At 69.4% G+C, this 15,650-nt stretch carries 13 protein-coding genes and 1 other RNA gene; 8 read left to right on the plus strand and 6 right to left on the minus strand.

The window, feature by feature from the left end; all coding sequences use genetic code 11:
• Positions 1–52: 52 nt before the first annotated feature.
• Genes G9C83_RS01760 through G9C83_RS01770 form a run of 3 tightly spaced genes read left to right on the plus strand, consistent with a single transcriptional unit; the run spans position 53 to position 2,335 of the window.
• A complete protein-coding gene (locus tag G9C83_RS01760) occupies positions 53–1,066 on the plus strand; it encodes an ABC transporter permease (protein ID WP_167244403.1) in 1,014 nt (337 codons plus the stop codon).
• On the plus strand, positions 1,063–1,980 hold the full coding sequence (locus tag G9C83_RS01765; protein ID WP_167244404.1) for an ABC transporter permease: 918 nt from the start codon (positions 1,063–1,065) through the stop codon (positions 1,978–1,980). Before G9C83_RS01760 ends, G9C83_RS01765 begins: the two co-directional genes overlap by 4 nt.
• Positions 1,973–2,335: a hypothetical protein gene (locus G9C83_RS01770; protein ID WP_208288397.1), complete on the plus strand. Its 363-nt coding sequence runs from the start codon at positions 1,973–1,975 to the stop codon at positions 2,333–2,335. Before G9C83_RS01765 ends, G9C83_RS01770 begins: the two co-directional genes overlap by 8 nt.
• 15 nt (positions 2,336–2,350) lie before the next feature.
• Here G9C83_RS01770 and G9C83_RS01775 read toward each other — a convergent pair whose 3' ends face one another.
• A complete protein-coding gene (locus tag G9C83_RS01775) occupies positions 2,351–3,613 on the minus strand; it encodes a dihydroorotase (protein ID WP_167244405.1) in 1,263 nt (420 codons plus the stop codon).
• A 238-nt stretch (positions 3,614–3,851) separates the two neighbouring features.
• On the minus strand, positions 3,852–4,523 hold the full coding sequence (locus G9C83_RS01780) for a lipoate--protein ligase family protein (RefSeq protein WP_167244406.1): 672 nt from the start codon (positions 4,521–4,523) through the stop codon (positions 3,852–3,854).
• 50 nt (positions 4,524–4,573) lie between these two features.
• Here G9C83_RS01780 and G9C83_RS01785 point away from each other — a divergent pair, with 50 nt between their 5' ends.
• Complete coding sequence (locus G9C83_RS01785) at positions 4,574–5,473, plus strand: hypothetical protein (RefSeq protein WP_167244407.1); 900 nt, start codon at positions 4,574–4,576, stop codon at positions 5,471–5,473.
• Positions 5,474–5,491: 18 nt separating this feature from the next.
• Here G9C83_RS01785 and G9C83_RS01790 read toward each other — a convergent pair whose 3' ends face one another.
• Positions 5,492–6,064 (minus strand): isochorismatase family cysteine hydrolase, encoded by a 573-nt coding sequence (locus G9C83_RS01790; RefSeq protein ID WP_167244408.1) that lies wholly within the window; start codon positions 6,062–6,064, stop codon positions 5,492–5,494.
• A gap of 99 nt (positions 6,065–6,163) precedes the next feature.
• Here G9C83_RS01790 and G9C83_RS01795 point away from each other — a divergent pair, with 99 nt between their 5' ends.
• Positions 6,164–7,600: an Hvo_1808 family surface protein gene (locus tag G9C83_RS01795; RefSeq protein ID WP_167244409.1), complete on the plus strand. Its 1,437-nt coding sequence runs from the start codon at positions 6,164–6,166 to the stop codon at positions 7,598–7,600.
• A gap of 67 nt (positions 7,601–7,667) precedes the next feature.
• The gene (locus tag G9C83_RS01800) at positions 7,668–8,822 is read left to right on the plus strand and encodes a nicotinate phosphoribosyltransferase (RefSeq protein ID WP_167244410.1); all 1,155 of its coding nucleotides are present in this window, start codon (positions 7,668–7,670) and stop codon (positions 8,820–8,822) included.
• Positions 8,823–8,832: 10 nt separating this feature from the next.
• Here G9C83_RS01800 and G9C83_RS01805 read toward each other — a convergent pair whose 3' ends face one another.
• Positions 8,833–9,468, minus strand: a complete 636-nt coding sequence (locus G9C83_RS01805; RefSeq protein WP_167244411.1) for a TIGR00296 family protein — start codon at positions 9,466–9,468, stop codon at positions 8,833–8,835.
• A gap of 261 nt (positions 9,469–9,729) precedes the next feature.
• Here G9C83_RS01805 and rnpB point away from each other — a divergent pair.
• Positions 9,730–10,137: RNase P RNA component (rnpB, locus tag G9C83_RS01810), an RNA gene on the plus strand.
• A gap of 219 nt (positions 10,138–10,356) precedes the next feature.
• Here rnpB and G9C83_RS01815 read toward each other — a convergent pair.
• A complete protein-coding gene (locus G9C83_RS01815) occupies positions 10,357–11,460 on the minus strand; it encodes an aminopeptidase (RefSeq protein ID WP_167244412.1) in 1,104 nt (367 codons plus the stop codon).
• A gap of 60 nt (positions 11,461–11,520) precedes the next feature.
• On the minus strand, positions 11,521–14,160 hold the full coding sequence (locus G9C83_RS01820; RefSeq protein ID WP_167244413.1) for a valine--tRNA ligase: 2,640 nt from the start codon (positions 14,158–14,160) through the stop codon (positions 11,521–11,523).
• Positions 14,161–14,422: 262 nt separating this feature from the next.
• On the opposite strand from G9C83_RS01820, the gene G9C83_RS01825 reads away from it, so the two are divergent.
• The gene (locus G9C83_RS01825; protein WP_167244414.1) at positions 14,423–15,577 is read left to right on the plus strand and encodes an ABC transporter substrate-binding protein; all 1,155 of its coding nucleotides are present in this window, start codon (positions 14,423–14,425) and stop codon (positions 15,575–15,577) included.
• Positions 15,578–15,650: the final 73 nt, after the last annotated feature.

Consider the following 15,650-nt stretch of genomic DNA (forward strand, 5'->3'; position numbering starts at 1 on the left):
CCCCGTCGCCACGACGGGACCTTTTTACTGCTCCCACACTCCCCTTCGCGTAATGGTCTCAAAGCGGTTCATCGCGAAACGGCTGTTGCTCCTCGTGCCCGTGCTGTTCGGGGTAGCGACCGTCGTGTTCGCGATCCTCCACCTCTCTCCGGGCGACCCGGCCGTCGCCATCGCCGGACAGCGCGCCAGCCAGGCGTTCGTCGAGCAGGTCCGGACGGACCTCGGGCTGAACGACCCGCTCTGGCAGCAGTACGTCCGCTTCCTCGGCGACGTGGCGACGTTCGACTTCGGACAGTCCTACCAGATCCAGCGCGGCACGCCCGTCAGCCAGATTCTCGCTGACAGGCTCCCGATCACCATCGAGCTCGCTGTCCTCGGCCAGCTCGCCGGCCTGCTGTTCGGGCTGCCGCTGGGCATCCTGAGCGCGGTCAAGCAGGACACGTGGACCGACCACCTCACGCGCATCGGCGCGCTCACCGGCATCAGCATCCCCATCTACTGGAGCGGGCCGCTGCTCATCCTGCTGTTCGCGCAGTTCCTCGGCGTCCTCCCGACGAGCGGCCGCATCGGCTCCGCGCACTTCATCGACAACGTCACCGGGCTCATCCTCGTCGACACCCTCCTGGCGGGCGACCTCCCGGCGTTCCGGTCGGCGGCCCGCCACCTCCTGTTGCCCATCGTCGTGCTGGGCATCTACCAGATGGCGCTCATCTCGCGGATGATGCGCTCGTCGATGATCGAGGTCATCCGCCAGGACTACATGCGGACCGCCCGCGCGAAAGGCCAGGGCGAGAAGATCACGACGATGAAACACGGCCTCCGGAACGCGTTCATCCCCGTCATCACCATCATCGGCATCCAGTTCGGGGCGCTGCTCGGAGGCGCCGTCCTCACCGAGACGGTCTTCGAGATTAACGGCATCGGCACGCTGCTCGTCAGCGCCATCAACCAGAGTGACTACCCGGTCGTGCAGGCCACCGTGCTCGTGTTCGCGGTGATGTACACGCTGGTGAACCTCGCCGTCGACGTGACGTACTCCGTCCTCGACCCCCGCATCGAACAATGAGCACCGAAACCGAGACTTCGACCGTCGACCGTGGCATCGTCGAGCGGCTCCGCGCGAGCCCGTTCCTCTCCCAACTACTGTCGAACCGCCTCGCCGTCCTCGGGCTGACGCTCATCGGCGGCGTCGCCCTCCTCGCCGTCTACGCGCGGCTCGCGTACGACCTGGGCGCCATCACGGCGACGAGCTTCGGCACGAACCCGACGGAGGCGGCGCCGAGCGCACAGTACTGGTTCGGTACCGACGGGCAGGCCCGCGACATCTTCCCGCGCGTGCTGTACGGCGCGTGGTACGCCATGCTGTACGGCACCGTCACGGTCGTCGCCTCGACCGTGCTGGGCGTCGGCCTCGGCATCATCGCGGCGTACTACGGCGACCTCACGGACAACGTCATCATGCGCACGATGGACGTGCTGCTGTCGTTCCCGTCGCTCCTGCTCGCGCTCGCGCTCGTCACCATCTTCCCGGACGAACTCGGGCTGTGGCGCGCGGTCGCGGCGCTGACGCTCGTGTACACGCCGCGGTTCGCGCGCGTCGTCCGCGGCGCCGCGCTGAAAGTCCTCGAGGACGAGTACATCGACGCGACGCGCGCGCTCGGCGCGACCGACCCGCGGCTGCTCGTGCGCCACGTGCTCCCGAACTGCCTGGCGCCCATCACCGTCCAGTCGACGCTGAACTTCGGGCTCGCCATCATCGACATCGCGGCGCTGTCGTTCCTCGGGTTCGGCGCCAGCCCCGGCGAGCCGACGTGGGGGATGATGCTGTCGAACGGCGTCGAGTACGGGCTGTTCTCGGGCGCGTGGTGGTGGTCGTTCTTCCCCGGCCTGCTCCTCGCGCTGACCGTCCTCGGGTTCAACCTCCTCGGGGACGGCATGCGGGACGCCCTCGACCCGCGGATGCGGGAAGCCGTTGACTGATTCTCCCTACGACGAGTCGGCGAGCCTGCGCGACCTCGCCGTTCGCGCGGGACGCTGGACGCTCCGCGGCGCCGCAATCGGCGTCGCCGTCTCGCTGGCGCTGCTCGTAGTCACGTCCCCGAAGGGCGCGACCGACACGTCGTTCGCGCTCGGCGCGCTCGTCCTCGGGTTCGGCGTGTTCGCGTGGGCGACCGCCATCGGCCTGGGGGAGACGCTCGATGGGGTGCGGAACCGCCTCGACGTCAGCTCCGCGTGGACGGAAGCCGGCGCTCGCGAGGCGTTCTTCGTGCTGTCGTGGCTGGGCGCGGGGTGGGCGTTCGCCGCCGCGCTCACGTCGATCGCGCTCGGCGTCTAAGTCGACCGTCTCGCGCTACGCGCGGACGTTCTCGCCGTCGTGGTCGGTGAACTCTTCGCCGTCCCAGACGACGCTCCCCCGAACCAGCGTCAGCTCGGGGAAGACACCCTCGAACCCCTCGAACGGCGTCCACCCGCACTTCGAGTGGAGGTCGCCACCGCGAATCTCCCGGGATGCGTCCGGGTCGACGAGCACGAGGTCAGCGTCCCGCCCGGCCTCGATGCGACCCTTCTCGGGCAGGTCGAAGATTTCGGCGGGGTTCGCGGCGGTGACGTCCCGCACGCGCTCGTAGCTCAGCCGCCCCTCACTGGCGGCCTGGAGCAGCAGCGGGAGCGCAGTCTCGACGCCCGGCACGCCCGAGGGCGCGTCCCAGATGCTCGCGTCCTTCTCCTCTCGCGTGTGCGGCGCGTGGTCGGTCGCGACGACGTCCACCTCGCCGTCCGCGAGCCGCTCGAACAGCGCCTCGCGGCGCGCCTCACTGCGCAGCGGCGGATTCATCCGGCCGAACGTGCCCAGCTCGTCGAGGTCCTCCCGGGAGAGAAAGAGGTGGTGGGGCGTCACCTCGCAGGTCGCGCCGCCCGCACGCGCCGCGTCCACGCCCTCGGGCGTCGACGTGTGCGCGACGTGAATCGTCGCGCCGACGTTCCCGCCGACGCCGACTGCGCGCTCGACGGCCGCCTCCTCGGCTTCGGCGGTGCGGTACGCGCTCCAGGCGTCCGCGTCGTCGCGCTCCTTCGCCTCCTCAGAGAACAACTCCGCGTCCTCGGCGTGCACCGTGACCACGACGTCCTCCTCGGCCGCGCGGCGGCACGCGTCAGCGAACAACTCGGCGTCGATGCCCATGTCGCCCGTCGAGTCCGCGAGGAACACCTCTCCGAGCGCGAACAGCGGCCGGTCGAACAGCGTTTCGGGGTTCCAGTCCGCGGTGACGCCGCCGTTGACGCCCCAGTCCACGAGCGACTCGGCGGCGAGCTCCGCCTTCTCGTCGAACGCCGCGCCCGTCACCGTCGCCGGGTCCGTGTTCGGCTGGTCGACGACGGTGGTGACGCCGCCCGCCGCCGCGCTCCGCGACCCCGACGCCCACGTCTCCTTGTGGCCGTACCCCGGCTGCCGGAAGTGCACGTGCGCGTCTATCATCCCCGGCAGCAGGCGCTTGTCTGTGGCGTCGACGAGGGTCTCCCCGTCGAGGTCCTCGCCCACCGCGTCGATATGGCCGTCCTCGATTCGGACGTCCCGCTCTCGCCCGTCCGCCAGCGTCGCGTTCCGGAGTACTCGCATACGGGCAGTCCGGCCGGCCGGCGCGTAAGTCCTCCGGAGACGTTCGTGTCTCTCTGTGTACCTTCTCCTCGTCGCTTTTGTTCGAAAGCCCTCGGCGCGCTCGCGGTCGCTCGCCAGCATATCGCCGCCTGCTGGTCGGCGATAGCGGCTGGCGAGACGACCACGCGAACGCGAGCGCGCCTCGCCCTTTCAATCCGCCAGGGGCCGGCTGTGTAATCGCCGGAAGCGTGTCGGGAAGTCAGGACAGTCGTTCCACGTCGGCGTCCGCGTCGCCGACGAGCGCGCTTTCCAATTCGTCTCGAATCCTGTCGGCGTCGCCGCCGGCGGCCGCGACGCTCCCCACCGATTTCGGGTCGAACGGCACCCCGAGTTTCGGGTAGACGTCCGCGAGCACGTCCGCGATCTCGTCGCGGTCGTCGACGACGAGTACCCCCGACGTGAGCGCGGCGTCCTTCGTCACGCGCTGGGCGATGCCCGCGAGCTTCCCGTCCGCGGAGACTGAGTGCTCTCCCGGGCAGAACGAGTCCGGGGGTTCGCCCTCGTGGGCGTCCACGCCGACCGCCGCGAGCGCGTCGACGACATCCGCGACCATCGCGTCGTAGCGCTCTTGCAGGCCCGAGCGAACGCTCTCGACCGGCGTGATTCTGGCGAACGCGAGCGTCGTCCCCGTGTACGCGACCGCGCGGCCGCCGACGCTGCGCTCGACGGGCGGGAAACCGTGTTCGCGGGCGGCCTCCCTGGCGGCCTCGTAGTCGTCGCCGTGGGCGTCCCGGCGCCCGAACGCGAGCTGGCGGCCCGGCGCCCACACGCGGACCGCCGGCTCGCCGGTCTCCCCGACCGAATCGAGGCGGTCGCGGGTCGCCGCGCGGTCGGCCTCCGGATCCTCTGCTCGCCCGCGGAGCACGCGCATACCGGCCCTTCGACCGACGGGAGTAAATCCTCTCGGTCCGACGCTCGCGCATGGTCACGCTGGACGGCGACGTGCTCGCGCGCTACCCGCGCGCGTCGCTGTACAACTCGCCGTACCCCGCCCACGACGCCGGCTGCGCGGTCGACCTGTATCCCGACAGCGCGGCCGAACGAAGTGAGGCCGCGGGCCGAGCGAGCGGTGAAACCGCGAGCAGCGCGGCCGGCGGACGCGCCGGCCGCGCTCGTCGCGCCCCCAGCCCGGTCGCGGGCGAGGTCGTGGAGACGCGGACCGTCCGCTGTCCGTCGAAGCCGTACGCCGCCGACCACGACCACCTCGTCGTCGTCGATACGGGCGAGTACCTCGCGCGCATCCTCCACGTCGAACCGGCCGTCGAACCCGGCGACACCGTCGACCTCGGGGGCGACCTCGGGCGGATGGTGCGCTCGGGCTTCTTCGCGCCGTGGGTCGCCAACCACGTCCACCTCGGGTTCCGCGAGCGCGACGGCGACGCCGTGCGCGCGTCCGGGTCGCTGCCGCTCGACATCGACGCGCCGATCGAACCGGTCTCGTGGGACGGCACGGGCGAGGTCGTCGAGACCGGGGAGACGTACGCGCTCCTCGACGCGCCCGAGCACCCCACACCCGGCGACGGGCTCGCGGGCGTCGCCACCGACGGCGGCGGCGTCCTCGACGGCGGCTTCCCGCACTACGAGGGCGGCGGCGTCCTCGGGCGGGCCAGCTCGGACGAAGCAGTCTCGTTGCTCGGGCGGGAGGTCGGCGCCACGACCGACGGCCGCACCGTCGCGTGGCGGGACGTGACGGTCACGGTCGACGGCGGGCCGATTCACGGGCTCTCGCTGTGGCTCGGCAGCGACCGCCTCGGCGTCAAGCTCGTCGCGCCCGACCGCGAGTTCGCCGTCGGCGACCGGGTCGCGGTCGCCGTCGAGTAGCTGTCTCGGTGCTCCGCGTTACGCGAACGCCACGCCCTCGCGCCCGACGAGTTCGCCGAACAGCCAGTCGGCGTGGTCGAGGGCGTACTCGCGGTGCGCTTCTTCGATGTAGCCGACGGCGTCCTCGACGAGCACCGGCCGGTAGTCCCGGAGGCCCGCGCTCCCCGCGGTGTGGAGCACGCAGACGTTCGCGAGCGTCCCGCAGAGCAGCAGGTCGTCGACGCCGTGCGCGTCGAGGTGGGCTTCGAGGCCGGTCTGGTAGAACGCGTCGTACGTGTGCTTCTCGACGACGTAGTCGTCCCCGCGGACGTCGAGGTCGTCGTGGAGGTCGGCGTCCCACGTCCCCTCGACGACGTGTTCGCCCCAGCGCTCGAACTCGTCGTAGTAGTGGGTGTCCTCGAACTGCTCGGGCGGGTGGATGTCGCGCGTGTAGACGACGCTCGCGCCCGCGTCTCGCGCTCGTTCCACGAGGTCCGTCACGGGGTCGAGGGCGTCCTCGCTTGCGGGCGCGTACAGGCTCCCCTCCGGGTGGCAGAACCCGTTCTGCATGTCCACGACGACGACGGCGGTGCTGTCGGGGTCGAACTCCATGTGCGGCTGCTCGACGGCGACGCACTAAGCCGTTTGGCCGTTCGCGGGCGGCGTGAACGTAGGACAGGGTTTTAGCCCGTCGCGCCCGAACCACGGGCAATGACACGTCGTGTTCTCGCGGTCGCGTTCGTCGCGCTGGTCGTCCTCGCGGGCTGCCAGTCGCCGGTCTCCAGCGGCGGCGACCCCGTGGAGACCACCACGAACGCGACCGGCGGCGAGTTCGACCACGCCGACCCCGACAGCGACGTCCTCGGGTGGGAGGGCGGCTACTGGCACAACGAGTCCCTCCCGGTGACCGTCGACGACGGGCTCAACGAGAGCGAACGCGAGATGGTAATCAACCGCTCGATGGCCCGCGTCGAGTACCTCCGCGGCATCGAGTTCGAGGAGCCGGTCTCCGTGGACGTCATCTCGCGGTCGACGTACCGCGAGGAGTTCGCGGGCACCGGGAACGCCACGGACGCGATGCAGACGTTCGACAACGTGAAGTTCGAGGCGATGTTCCTCATCGGCGAGCGAAACGACTCGCTGGCGGTCCAGGATGAGAACCGCGGGTCGAACGTCCTCGGGTTCTACACGCCCCGCGACGACCGCATCGTCGTCATCTCCGAGTCCGAGACGCCGACCATCGACGAGAACACGCTCGCCCACGAGCTGATGCACGCCCTCCAGTTCCGGAACTTCGAGGCGAACTTCTCCTCGCCCACCCGGGACAAGAGCAACGCCCACAACGGCCTCATCGAGGGTGAGGCGAGCTTCCTCGACAGCCGGTTCAGCGAGCGCTGCGGCGTCGAGTGGGAGTGCGCGTCGCCCGAGGCGGCCGCCGGCGGGGGCGGTGGCGGGAGCGACATCCACCTCGGCGTCTACATGCTGAAGTTCTTCCCGTACAGCGCGGGGTCGGCGTTCGCCGAACACCTCCACGAGGACGGCGGCTGGGACGCCGTCGCGGACGTCTACAGCGACCCGCCGGCGTCCTCCGAGCAGGTCTCCCAGCCGGAGAAGTACGGTAGCGACCAGCCAACCGCCGTCACGCTCCCCGACAGGTCCGGCGGCGACTGGGACCGCGTCACGCCCGAGGGCCGCGCGCCCTACGGCGAGGTCGGCGTCGCCGGGCTCACCGCGATGTTCGGCTACCCCGCCTACGAGCAGGCGTACAAGCCCCAGGAGTTCGTCATCGACCCGCTGAACCGCGACGACCAGGGCAACATCGACAGCGACTCGCCGTTCGACTACGCGACTACGCCGGTCGCGGGCTGGGACGGCGAGCAGCTCTGGGTGTACGAGAACGGCGACGAGACCGCGTACACGTGGCGGCTCGCGTTCGACTCCAGCGGCGACGCCCGCGAGTTCGCGCGGACGTACCGCAGTCTCCTCCAGTACTGGGGCGCCGAGCAGACCGACGCCGACGGCGTCTGGCGCATCCCCGAGGACGAGAGCGAGTTCGCGGACGCGTTCCGCGTCACGCGCTCCGGCGACACCGTCACCATCGTGAACGCGCCGACGACCGACGAGCTCGGCGACGTCCACTCGCGGTAGGGAGGCGAGCCTTTTTCGACCGGGCGAATCTACGCCGAGTCATGCAGGCTACTCGCCGGGTGGTCGCGTGAGCTTCGACGTCATCCCGCCCGAGGACATCGAGAGCGGGCGCGCGACCGACGCGTACTTCGAGCGCACCGAGACGACGCTGGAGTTCGCGGACAAGAACCCCCACGTCGTCGCGGAAGTGACCGCCGACCAGTTCCCGACCGGCGGCTTCGAGCTGCTCGTCGGCCTGAAGGACGCCGCCCACCTCCTCGAAGGCCTCCCGATCGACGCCGACGCGCTCCCCGAGGGGACGCTGTTCGACGGCGGCCCCGTCCTCCGCATCGAGGGCGACTACCTGGACTTCGCGCGCTACGAGACCTCGCTTTTGGGGTTCCTCTCGCACGCCTCCGGGGTCGCGACGGGCGCGCTCGAAGTCCGGCGGGCCGCCCCCGAATCCCAGGTGCTGAGTTTCGGCGCGCGCCACGTCCACCCATCCATCGCGGCGATGGTCGAGCGCTCCGCGCTCGTCGGCGGCCTCGACGGCTTCTCGCACGTCGCGGCCGGCGACGTCATCGGGCGCGAGGCTGGCGGCACGATGCCCCACGCCCTGCTCATCTGCTTCGGGCGCGGGAACCAGGAGGCGGCGTGGCGGGCGTTCGACGACGCCGTCGCCGAGGACGTGCCGCGGGTCGCGCTCTGTGACACGTACAGCGACGAGAAAGACGAGGTGTTGCGCGCGGTCGACGAACTCGGCGACGACCTCGACAGCGTCCGCCTCGACACCACGGGGTCGCGACGCGGGGACTTCCGGCACATCGTCCGCGAGATCCGGTGGGAGCTCGACGCCCGCGGCCGCGGTGACGTCGACGTCTTCCTCAGCGGCGGTCTCGGTCCGGGAGACCTCCGGGAGCTCCGGGACGTCGCGGACGGCTTCGGCGTCGGCAGCCACGTCTCGAACGCCGACCCCGTCGACTTCGCGCTCGACATCGTGGAAGTCGAGGGCGAGCCCGCGGCCAAGCGCGGGAAGCTCTCCGGGAAGAAGGACGTCTACCGCACGCGCGACGGCGGCCACCACGTCGGCCTCGCGGCCCGCCCCGGCCCGACGGACGGCACGTCGCTGCTGAAGCCCCTGATTCGGGACGGCGAGCTCGTCCGGACCTTCAGCATCGAGGACGCCGCCGACCGCGCGCTCGACGACGCCGAACGTGTCGGCTTCGGCGATAGCGCGGAGTAAGGGTCGCGTTCTACGCGGTGAGCTCTTCGACGGGTTCCTCGGCGTCCTCGCCCGTTTCCCGGAACACCTGCCCCTCGAAGAGGGTGACCATCACGTCGTCGTCCTCCCACGCGCCGTTCGGGAGGCCGGCCTTCCGGCAGGTGCGGTCGAGGTACTCGAAGACGCTCCAGTCGTTCTCCACGGGCAGTGTCGGATACATCCAGCCGTGCTTGCCGTCGCCGTCGATGGCGACGCCGTGGACGCCGAGCTCGATGTCGTCGACGGGGTTGTCCGTGAGAACGAGGTTCGAGACCGTGCAGACGGAGACGCGGAGGTTCGGGAGCTCCGCGGGCTCGACCTCCGAGCCACAGGACGCGTCCGAGGCGGCCTTGATGGACGCCTCGACGATCGCGTGTCCGAGCTGCTGGTCGCGGTTGCCGAGGTCGCGGGCGGACTCCTGTGCGCCCGCGCAGCCTCGCAGCCGGCCGCGGCCGTGCGTCGACTCGAGGCGCACGAACGCGCTGGTTCGGTTGTAGAACGCGTCCCGCATGCTCCCGGGCTGCTCGCGCTGGCCGTTGCGAACGAACGCCTCGACGGATTCTCGTGCTAGTTCGACCGTCCGGGCGCCGTCCTCGAAGGAGAGTACTACTGACTGGGCCTCGGCCATACGGGTATCTATATGGCAAGGATTAACTTGAACCCTTCCCCTCAGGGGCGGGAGTTACGACGGAGTTACCCTCGGGGCGTGCGAGCGCGGGAACCGCCGGACGTAAGGACTGCTTACCGAATCTCGCCAGTGAATTCGCCCGCTTCCAGCATTGTTCCCCCGACCAAACGATCGAACGCTTGTGTAACGTCGACGCGGCCGCGTTCGACACCCCGCTACCCAACCGAACCCCTTAACGCCGCGGCACCCCTAGGACGGGTGAGCAGAGGGAGCCTGGCTCCCGTGCCGAGAGGCATGAGGAAAGTCCCCCCACCCGTTCGGGCGGGCGGCCGGATGCAAATCCGGGACGGGAGACCGTCGGCACTGGAACAGAGACGACACGTCCCTCCTCGACCCATGAGGCGTGCGACCCGACCCGCGAGGGGAGGAAGCTAACCCGCCGAGGGAAGCGCGGCTTCGCCGCGTTACGGGCTCGCGGCTGACGCCGCTCGCTCGTTCGGAGACCCCGCGCTCCGCGCGGCGTCTCCCGGGGAGGGGACCGATGGAACGGCTAATCCCCGCCGGTGCAAGTCCGCGCGCGCAAGGTAGCCCGAGCACTCCCGAGAGGGGCCGCGCGGACGCTCAGCCGAATGCCAGGCCGAACAGAAGGGGGCTTACTCCCCTCCAGCTCGTACCTTTACGACCGCGAGCCGCTGGCTCGCGGTCGCAAATCTACGCTAAAGACAGCGACCGCTACCGGCTGCGGGGACATCACGACACAGAAGTCTAAACACCGCCAGTAAGCACGTCCTACTAACGGTTCACGGTCTGAAAACGAGTGAAACGACTGCGAAATCGGCATTCCCGATACGGCCAGTCGCGTCGACGGTGCGCGCCCAGCCAGTTCCGCTACTCCTCGAAGCCGTCTTCCCACCGGAACGTCCCGTTGCGCTGGACGACCTCGCCGTCGACTTCCATGAACGAGTCCTCGCTGACGTCCGTGATCATGTCCACGTGGACGGCGGACTCGTTGGCCTCGTCCTCGTGGCCCTCCGGGTAGTTCGAGTCGTACGCGCGACCGAGCGCCATGTGGACGGTGTCGCCCATCTTCTCGTCGAAGAGGATGGAGTCCGTGAACCGGTCGATACCGCGGTTCATCCCGATACCGAGTTCGCCGAGGCGGCGGGCGCCCTCGTCGGTGTCCAGAATCTCGCCGACGACCTGCTCGTTCTGGCCGGCGCTGTAGTCGACCGCCTCGCCGTCCTCGAACGTGAGGTGGACGTCCTGGACGCGCTCGCCGCGAATCGTCATCGGGACGTCGAAGAACACCTCGCCCTCGGTGGCGTGGGGCGCGGTGAACACCTCGCCGGACGGGAGGTTGTGGGAGTCGTACGCGACCGACGCCGCGGAGTTCACGGCGGTCCGGTTCTCGATGCTCATCGTGAGGTCGGTGTCCTCCTTGACCAGGTGGACCTCGCTGCCGTCGTCGAGAATCGCTTTCACGTTCGCCATCTGGTCGGCGAGCGCTTCCCAGTCGCGGAGGATGGCGTCGTACGCGAACTCGCGGTACTCCTCGAAGGACATGTTCGCCTGCTGGGCGAGCGACCGGGTCGGGTGGACCGTCGACACCCAGTCCGTGCTCAGGCGCGCTTCCCGGATGCCGTTCCGGGCCTTCGTCTTCGCGCTGCGGGTCTCCGCGGGAACGTCTGACCCCTCGCTGGTGTTGCGGCTACCGCCGACGGAGAGCACGACGTCGGCGTTCTCGTACAGGCCGAGCTCGTACGCTGGGTTCTCCTCGAAGTCGCTCTCGTGGGCGAGCGCGTACGCGCGGTCGACCTCGTTCGAGTCGTAGACGGTGACGAGGTTCGCGCCGCGCTCGCCGACCGCCTCGGCGACCGCGACCGCGAGCTCGTGGGCGTCCGGCCCGACGCGGAGCACGACGTCGTCGCCCTCGTCGACGCGCGCGCTCCAGTCCACCAGCACTTCGGCGTGGTCCTCGATGCGGGGGTCCATACGTCAGTTGGCGGTCCGCGCGCGAAAAAGCAGCCGGGTTCCGGTCGGTGCCGTGGGGGACTACTCGTAGACGAGGACGGTGCCGAAGGAGGTCTCGACGACCGCGACCTCCTCGCCGGACTCCGCGCGGTACTCCTCTTCGACGGTCAGCCAGTCGGCGTCGAGGTCGTACGATTCGCCGTCGGCTTCGACGGTGACGGTGTCCCCGGAGTGAATCTGGGCCTGAATCTCCGCGGGGTCGGCCTCGTCGACGGCCCCCAGCACGGCGCCCGCCTCGCTGCGGAACTCGGGGCCGACTTCGGACTCGTCGGCGTCGACCTCGACGGGGACGAGCTCGATGTCCGGACGACCGTCGACGAGCTTGATGGGGGCGTTGACGGTCTCGCTGAGGTCGTACGTGTCGAGAGCGGCGTCCTCGCCGGCGTCGAAGTAGAGCTCGACGCGGTCGAGGGACTCGTTCAGCGGGATGTGGTTCTCGGACTTCCACGCGCGGACCTCGCTTGCGGTCTCGGCGATGTACTCGCCGGCGACCTCGGCGTCCTCGTCGAGCATGTCGACGTCGGGCCACGTCGCGTTGTGGACGCTGCCCTCCGTGCCGGGGAGGTGGTGCCAGATCTCCTCGGTGACGTGCGGGCTGAACGGCGACAGCATCCGCACGACCGCCGTGACCGCGGTGTAGAGGGTCTTCTCGGCGGCGGCGCGCTCGCCCGGCCGGCCGTTGTACAGCCGTCCCTTCACGAGCTCGACGTAGTCGTCGGCGAGGTCCTCCCACGCGAACTCCCGGAGGCGGCGCAGCGCCGCGTCGAACCGGTAGTTCTCCATCTCGGCCTCGACCTCGTCGGCGACCCGCGTGAGCTCGGAGAGGATCCAGCGGTCGGCGTCCCGATACGCGGGGTCCTGGACGTCCGGGGTGTCCTCGTCGAAGTGCCCGTCCGCGAACTTCACGATGTTCCAGAGCTTCGTGAGGAAGCGGGAGGCGGACTTGACCTCCTTCCACTGGAACTGGACGTCGCTGCCGGGCTGGCCGCCGAGCGCGAGCGCCTGCCGGACGGCGTCCGCGGAGTACTCCGAGATGGCCTCGTCGGGCGTGACGAAGTTCCCGCGGGACTTGGACATCTTGTTGCCGTCGTCGCCGAACACCATGCCGTTGACGAGGATGTCCTCCCACGGCGCCTCGTCGGTGAGCGCGCCCGTCCGCAGGAGCGTGTAGAACGCCCACGTGCGGATGATGTCGTGGCCCTGCGGCCGCAGCGCGACCGGCTCGAACTCGTCGAGGTCGATGTCCTCGGGCCACCCGGAGATGTGCAGGGGCGTGATCGAGGAGTCCATCCACGTGTCCATGACGTCGGTCTCGCCGCGCCAGTCCTCGCTACCGCACTCGGGGCAGGCGCCGACCGCCGGGTCTTCGTCGTTGGGGTCGACGGGCGTCTCGGCGCGCTCGGCGATGTGCCAGTGGCCGCAGTCGGCACACTCCCAGGCGGGGATCGGCGTCGCGAAGACGCGCTGGCGGGAGATGACCCAGTCCCACTCCATGCCCTCCGCCCAGTCGACGAGGCGGTCGTGCATGTGCTCGGGGATCCACTCGACCTCGTCGGCCTTCTCCAGGATGAGGTCCTGGTCGACCTCGACGAACCACTGCTCCTTCGAGAGGATCTCGATGGGGGTGTCACAGCGCCAGCACGCGCCGACGCTCTGCTCGGTCGGCTCGCTGTCGTTGAGGTAGCCCTCGTCGTCGAGGGCGTCCGCGATTTCGCCCTTCGCCTCGTCGATGGACAGCCCCGCGAACTCGCCGGCTCCCTCGGAGAGGTGGCCGTCCTCCGTGAACACCGACCGGAGGTCGAGGTCGTACTCGGCCCACCAGTCGACGTCCTGCTTGTCGCCGAACGTACAGATCATGACGGCGCCGGTCCCGAACTCGGGGTCGACGTCGTCGTCGGCGAGCAGTTCGACCTCCTGGCCGAACAGCGGGACTTCGAACGTGTCGCCGACGCGGCCCTCGAAGCGCTCGTCCTCGGGGTCGACGGCCATCCCGACACAGGCCGCGAGCAGCTCCGGGCGCGTGGTCGCGATTTCGATGTCGTCGTTGCCGACGCCCTCGAAGGTGACGTAGTACAGCGTGCCCTCGCGGTCGACGTTCTCGACCTCGGCGTCCGCGATGGCGGTCTCGCAGCGCGGACACCAGTTGACGGGGTGCTCGTCGCGGTAGACCATGTCGTCGTCGGCCATCTCGACGAACGACGACTGGGTGTCGCCCCAGTACTCGGGGTCCATCGTCTGGTACTCCGCGGACCAGTCCTGGGAGTAGCCGAGCTCCCGCATCGTCCGTTTCATCTCGTCGATGCGGGCCTCCGTGTGCTCGACGCACATCTCCCGGAACTCCTCGCGGGAGACGTCCGTGCGATGGATGTCGTGGTTCTCCTCGACTTTGACCTCGGTGGGGAGGCCGTGGCAGTCCCAGCCCTGCGGGAAGAGGACGGCGTCACCTTGTAGCCGGTGGAAGCGCGCGGTGAAGTCGATGTACGACCAGCCGAGCGCGTGGCCGAGGTGGAGGTTGCCGGTGGGGTACGGCGGCGGCGTGTCGATGACGTACTGGGTGTCCGAGTCGCTGGGGTCGAACTCGTAGACGTCGGAGTCCTTCCAGGCGTCCTGCCACTCGGATTCGATGCGTTCGGGGTCGTAGCTGTCCGGGATGTTCGTCATGGCTGTGTGGGTCGTCGGCCGCGGTCGAATCGCCGTACGTGCGAGTCGCGTCGCCGAGTGCGAGAACAGATTTTACACACGTACTACCGCGAGCTCGACGCGCATACGTCAGCGGAACGGAGGCGCGGCAATAAAGGTTCCCGTCCACCGTCGCGGGGTCCCGTCCCGCGGCGTCGCCGGCGCGACCGGGCGTCGGCCGCCCGGTCTTTAGGGCCGCCGAAAAAACGACGGGCTTTTATTCTTTAGGCGAACCTAAACGAGTATGCGACGACGCACGTTCATCAAGGCGGGCGGTGCGGCGACGCTCGCGGGCTTGCTCGCCGGCTGCGCCAGCCCCAACGAGGGCAGCAGCGACCCCACGCAGGAACCGGCCGACACCACCGAAGGGACCACCGTCGAGTCCGGCGACGAGGAGACGACGGCCGACAGCTCGTACTCCGTCTCCATGACGCCCGTCGGCGAGGTCACGTTCGACGGCGTCCCCGAGAAGACCGCCGTCTACATGCCCGGGTACGCCGACATGCTCGTCGCGCTCGGCCACGGCGACGCGGTCGCATCCGTCGGCCAGAAATCCCGGTTCCACACCGGCCCCTACGACGAACTCGACGGCGTCAGCATCGACAAGTCGAACCTGGTCGACCTCGTGAACTCCGGCGTCACCCGGGAGACGTTCCTGAACATCGACGCCGACTTCCACCTCGTCGACCCCAACTGGCTCACCAACGTCTTCGAGATCTCCACCGAGGACATCGAGTTCCTCGAGGAGCGCGTCGGCCCGTTCTTCGGCAACACCATCTTCCGCCGCACCGACGCCTGGCACGACTACGAGTACTACACGCTGTACGGCGCCTTCGAGAAGGTCGCGCAGGTGTTCCAGGAGACTGAACGATACGAGGCGTTCGCGTCCTTCCACGACGACTACATCGACCGCGTCTCCCAGGACGTCCCCAGCGAGGGGCCCCGCGGCGCGCTCGTCTGGGGCGGCGAAGACAACCCCACGTCGTTCTCCCCGTACCACCTCAGCGGCGAGGGCGCGAACAAGAAGTCCTTCCACGACCTGAACGTCCGAGACGCCATCGCGAACTCCGACGTCGAGGCGCTCTCCGAGAGCCAGCGCTCGAAGATCGACTACGAGACGCTGCTGGAACTCGACCCCGAGGTGCTGTTCGTGCGCGGCCACGAGGCCAAGAGCCGCGAGGAGTTCCGGAACACCGTCGTCTCGTTCATGCAGGACCACGACACCGCAAGCCGCATCACCGCTGTCGAAAACGGCGACGTCTACCGCGGCGGCCCCATCTTCCTGGGTCCCATCCAGCACCTGTTCCTGACCGAGCGGTTCGCCACCAGCCTCTACCCCGAGACGTTCTCCGGCGAGCTGTTCGACCGCGACGAGCTCGCCGATATCGTCACGTCGTAGACGGAACGCTTTTCAGCTATTAGGGCGGCCTAAACAACAAGCGAAGCCCGACGGCGCGACCCCCGGACCGCGG

This window comes from Halobacterium sp. R2-5 (genome assembly GCF_011734195.1).
Classification (GTDB): Archaea; Halobacteriota; Halobacteria; order Halobacteriales; family Halobacteriaceae; genus Halobacterium.